This is a genomic window from Porticoccus sp., from assembly GCF_041592135.1.
Classification (GTDB): domain Bacteria; phylum Pseudomonadota; class Gammaproteobacteria; order Pseudomonadales; family Porticoccaceae; genus Porticoccus.
The window spans coordinates 1-4,590 of the sequence record NZ_JBFHQR010000160.1; the positions used below are offsets into that span (position 1 = coordinate 1).

Below are 4,590 nucleotides of genomic sequence, written 5' to 3' on the forward strand. Positions count from 1 at the left end.
CCATCGGCGAAGAGTCCGGTGCCCTTGATGACATGCTGGAAAAGGCGGCCATCCACTACGAGGAAGCGGTCGACAACGCGGTCGACAACCTCACCACCCTGCTGGAACCGATGATCATGGCGGTGCTCGGGGTACTGGTGGGCGGCCTGCTGATCGCCATGTACCTACCCATCTTCAAGCTGGGCGCTGTGATCTAGCAAACTGCCGGAAATGACCATGCCAGAAACTCTGGGCCTCTCGCCCGCCGTGGTATTGCCCGTCAGCTTGCTGTTTGGACTGATGATAGGCAGCTTTCTCAATGTGGTGATTTACCGGCTGCCGCTGCAGCTATCCGCCGCCTGGAAACGGGATGCCAGGGACTTTCTCGGCCTGGAACCGGACCCCCATCCGCACCGGGTCAATATCGTCTTCCCCGCCTCCCACTGCCCCAAGTGCGGGGCGGCAGTCAAACCCTGGCACAACATTCCGCTGCTCAGTTACCTGCTGCTGAGAGGCCGATGCGCCAGTTGTGCCGCCCCCATTTCCCTGCAATACCCGTTGGTTGAACTTGCCTGTGCCCTGATGACCACCTTCGTGATCTATCATTTCGGGCTCACAGCCCAGGGGGTACTGGCGCTGTTGTTCAGCTGGTCCCTGCTGGCCTTGACCGGCATCGATTTCAACGAGCAGCTGCTGCCCGACAACATCACCCTGCCGCTGTTGTGGCTCGGCCTGCTGATCAACCTGAACAACACCTTCACTTCACTGGACAGCGCGGTGCTCGGCGCGGTACTCGGCTACATGAGCCTGTGGTGGATTTTTTGGCTGTTCAAGCTGTTGACCGGCAAGGAGGGCATGGGACACGGCGATTTCAAGCTGCTGGCCGCGCTCGGCGCCTGGCTGGGCTGGCAGCAGTTGCTGCTGATTATCCTGCTCTCCTCCCTGGTGGGTGCCGTTGTCGGCATTGCCCTGATCCTGATCGCGGGCCGCGACCGGCAGGTGCCCATTCCGTTTGGCCCCTATCTGGCGACAGCGGGCTGGATCGCGCTGCTGTGGGGAGAACAACTCACCAGCCGCTATCTGTCGTTGTTCGGTTGATGGCCGCCCCCGCAACAGCCCTTCCCGGGGGCCAGAAATGACGAGTTCCCCCTCTAAAAAGAGCAGCACCCTAACCATTGGCCTCACCGGTGGTATCGGCAGCGGCAAAAGTGTTGTAGCCAATGAATTCCGCAAACTCGGCATAGCGGTTATTGATGCCGACCAGGCCGCACGGCAGGCTGTCGAGCCCGGCAGCGAGGCGTTGCAGGGCATTGTCGCGCAGTTTGGCGCCGCCGCCCTGCTGGCCGATGGCACGCTCGACCGCGCCTATTTGCGGCAAAAAGTCTTTGCCGACCCGGCACAGCGCCAATGGCTTGAAGCCCTGCTGCACCCCATTATCCAGCAGTTGATTCTGGAATCACTAAGCCTCGAAACGGGCCCTTACACCGTGCTCGAGTCGCCATTGCTGCTGGAAACCGACCAACACGCCCTGGTTGACCGGGTGCTGGTGGTGGACACCTCGGAAGCCTTGCAGATTTCAAGGGCCTGCCGGCGCGACAACAATACCAAATCACAAATCCGCGCCATCATCGACAGTCAGATGAGCCGTGAGGAGCGCCTCAAACGAGCCGATGACGTACTTGACAACAGTGGCGCCATTGACGATCTTGGCGAGGCCGTGGCCCGGCTGCACCGACACTACCTGAACCTGGCCGGGCAGGCCGACTGCGCCAACTGATGAGCCCAGGCTATACCTGTAAACCTTTCCACTGAAGTACTGACAATGAAGAAAACGACCCTGGTCAATTGCCCGGAATGTGGCAAGCCCGTTGTTTGGGGTGAGCAATCACCCCACCGCCCTTTCTGTAGCCAACGCTGCCAGCAATTGGATTTTGGTGGCTGGGCGACGGAAAATTTCCGCATTCCCGGAGAGGATGTTTTTCCCGATGATGAAGCCGATGAATCAACCCGGCACTGAGCGCGCAGTCAGGGCAGAAATTTGGCGGCAACCGCTTCGATAATGGGCTGATTCGCCTCAGGGAAGGGATAATCTCGCAACTGAGCGACACCGACCCAACACAACGGTTGTCCCTCATTGCCAACGGGCTCACCGGCAAACTCCGTCACACACCACACATCCAGCAAAACGGCTTTATCCGGATAGTCGTGGCGCACCACCAACAGCGGCTCGGCGGCGATAACCTGGATCGCCAGCTCTTCGCAAAGCTCCCTGGCCAGCGCCTGGGTGACGGTTTCTCCCGCCTCAATTTTGCCGCCGGGAAACTCCCACAAACCGCCCTGGTGAACATGGGCGGGGCGACGGGCGATCAGGATGCTACCGTCGCCGCGGTGAATCACCGCCGCCGCCACATGAACCAGGTTGGTCATCAGGTGCGGTATTCGGCGTTGATGGTGACGTACTCGTGGGAGAAGTCCATGGTCCACACCGTCTCCTCCGCCTCACCCCGATGGAGCTGAATGCGGATCGCGATCTCCGCCTTGGCCATCACCGCCATGCCCTGTTGCTCGGTATAACTGGCCGCCCTGCCACCTTTTTCGGCAATCAACACATCGTCGAGAAATACCTCAATGGCATCCACGTCCAGATCAGCCAATCCGGCCCGGCCAATGGCGGCCAGTATCCGCCCCCAGTTGGGGTCGGAAGCAAACAGCGCGGTTTTGACCAATGGTGATTCGGCAACGGTATAGGCCACGGCCAGGCACTCCTCCGTATCGGCCCCGCCCTTGACGGTAACGGTGACAAACTTGGTGGCGCCCTCACCGTCCTGGACAATCTGTTGCGCCAGGGAAATAAAGAGATTGTTTAGCGCCAGCTGGAAATGCTCCCGCTCTTCGGCGGACAGCTCCGCCAGCGCAACAGGGGCGGCGCCGGTGGCGATCAGCATGGCGCAGTCATTGGTGGAGGTGTCGCCATCCACGGTGATGCGGTTAAAGGACACATCGGCGGCAGCGCTGACCAGTGTTTGCAGCTCCGCCTGACCTATGGCGAGATCGGTGGCCACGTAGGCCAGCATGGTGGCCATATTGGGCTTGATCATACCGGCGCCCTTGGCAATACCGCTGATGGTGATGATCTCCCCCGCCAGGGGCAACTTGACGCTGGCACCTTTCGGACGGGTGTCAGTGGTCATAATGCCGCGAGCGGCCTGATCCCAGCCCGTTTCCGACATTGCCGCGTAAGCGTCAGGCAATGCCTTGAGAATTTTCTCCACCGGCAGCGGCTCGCCAATCACACCCGTCGAAAAAGGCAGCACTGCCTCGGTACTGACGCCAGCTATCCCGGCCATCTCTTCACACACTTGCCGGGCGTGCAAACGGCCGGCTTCGCCGGTACCGGCATTGGCATTACCGGTATTGGTGACCAGATAACGGCTGGGAGAGGCCTCAATATGGGCCTTGGTCAATTGAACCGGCGCCGCGCAAAAGGCATTTTTGGTAAATACCCCGGCCACCGTTCCCGTTTTGGCGACTTCCATCACCACCAGATCCTGGCGGCCCGGCTTTTTAATGCCGGCGCTAGCCGTGCCCAGTTTGAACCCCGCTACCGGATGCATCACCGGAAAACAGTCTTTTCCCACCGCCATGGCAATCTCTCTCGGACAGGTAAAACAACAGCGCCGCGCCCCTTCGGGCGCGGCTCTTTTTATTATCGGGGATTGCCCCCCGCTGCTGGCAACGGGAGGCTACTCGACCAGGGCGATATTTAACCCTGAATCGGCCGGGGGAACAATGTTACGCCAGGCGGCCGTGGCACTGTTTGTATTTTTTGCCGCTGCCACAGGGGCAGGGATCATTGCGACCCAGTTTGCGCCCCTCGCGCACGAAGGGCTGCGCGTTATTTTCCTGCTGCGCCCCGGGCTCTCCTCCCAGGGACGACATTTCCTCGTGCTGCATGCGCAATTGCTGGCGCTGCTGGGCTTCGAGTTGCTGCTTTTCCAGCTCTTCCACTTCCTCGCGGCTGCGCACCTGGACGCGGCTGAGGAAGCGGATGGTATCCAGCTTGGTGGTGTCGAGCATCTGCTCGAACAACTCGAACGACTCCCGCTTGTACTCTTGGCGCGGGTTTTTCTGCGCATAGGCCCGCAGACCAATACCCTGGCGCAAATGGTCCATATTGGAGAGGTGTTCTTTCCACAGGGTATCCAGCACCTGCAACATCACCTGTCGCTCGATGCTGCGCATATCCGCCCCCAACGCCTCGCATTTCTGCTGGTAGGCCTCACTGGCGGCCTCGAGGATGCGGGAGCGCAATCCCTCCTCGTGGAGCCGGGTGTCTTCATCCAGCCATTGTTGCAGCGGCAATTTCAGGCCAAACTCGGCATAGAGGTGCTCTTCCAGTCCGGAAACATTCCATTGTTCCGCCAGACTCTGCGGCGGAATATAGAAACTGATCGCACTGTCAATCACATCGCCGCGGATATTGGTAATAATGTCGGCAATGTCTTCAGCGGCCAGCAATTCGTTGCGCTGCTGGTAAATCACATGGCGCTGGTCATTGGCCACATCGTCAAATTCCAGCAGGTGTTTGCGGATGTCGAAGTTGCGCCCCTC

7 protein-coding genes are annotated in these 4,590 nt (G+C 59.9%); 4 read left to right on the plus strand and 3 right to left on the minus strand.

Annotation, left to right across the window (positions count from 1 at the left end; genetic code table 11):
* The 4 genes from ABY948_RS11270 to yacG all read left to right on the plus strand — a co-directional run.
* The coding region (locus ABY948_RS11270) for a type II secretion system F family protein (RefSeq protein ID WP_461482634.1) at positions 1-197 on the plus strand (197 nt) is incomplete at its 5' end.
* 13 nt (positions 198-210) lie between these two features.
* Complete coding sequence (locus ABY948_RS11275) at positions 211-1,077, plus strand: prepilin peptidase (protein WP_461482635.1); 867 nt, start codon at positions 211-213, stop codon at positions 1,075-1,077.
* 37 nt (positions 1,078-1,114) lie between these two features.
* On the plus strand, positions 1,115-1,756 hold the full coding sequence (gene coaE / locus ABY948_RS11280; RefSeq protein ID WP_461482636.1) for a dephospho-CoA kinase: 642 nt from the start codon (positions 1,115-1,117) through the stop codon (positions 1,754-1,756).
* Between the two features lie 45 nt (positions 1,757-1,801).
* Entirely contained in the window at positions 1,802-1,996 is a 195-nt protein-coding gene (gene yacG / locus ABY948_RS11285) for a DNA gyrase inhibitor YacG (protein WP_461482637.1), read from the plus strand.
* Positions 1,997-2,004: 8 nt separating this feature from the next.
* On the opposite strand, the gene mutT is transcribed toward yacG, so the two are convergent.
* The 3 genes from mutT to ABY948_RS11300 form a co-directional block, all read right to left on the minus strand.
* Complete coding sequence (gene mutT / locus ABY948_RS11290) at positions 2,005-2,406, minus strand: 8-oxo-dGTP diphosphatase MutT (RefSeq protein ID WP_461482638.1); 402 nt, start codon at positions 2,404-2,406, stop codon at positions 2,005-2,007.
* Positions 2,406-3,623 carry a bifunctional glutamate N-acetyltransferase/amino-acid acetyltransferase ArgJ gene (argJ, locus tag ABY948_RS11295; RefSeq protein ID WP_461482639.1) on the minus strand — a complete coding sequence of 406 codons (1,218 nt, stop codon included), beginning with the start codon at positions 3,621-3,623 and terminating at the stop codon, positions 2,406-2,408. The genes mutT and argJ overlap by 1 nt, the downstream gene beginning before the upstream one ends.
* Before the next feature lie 148 nt (positions 3,624-3,771).
* On the minus strand, positions 3,772-4,590 hold an 819-nt coding region (locus ABY948_RS11300; protein WP_461482640.1), incomplete at its 5' end, for an SEC-C metal-binding domain-containing protein.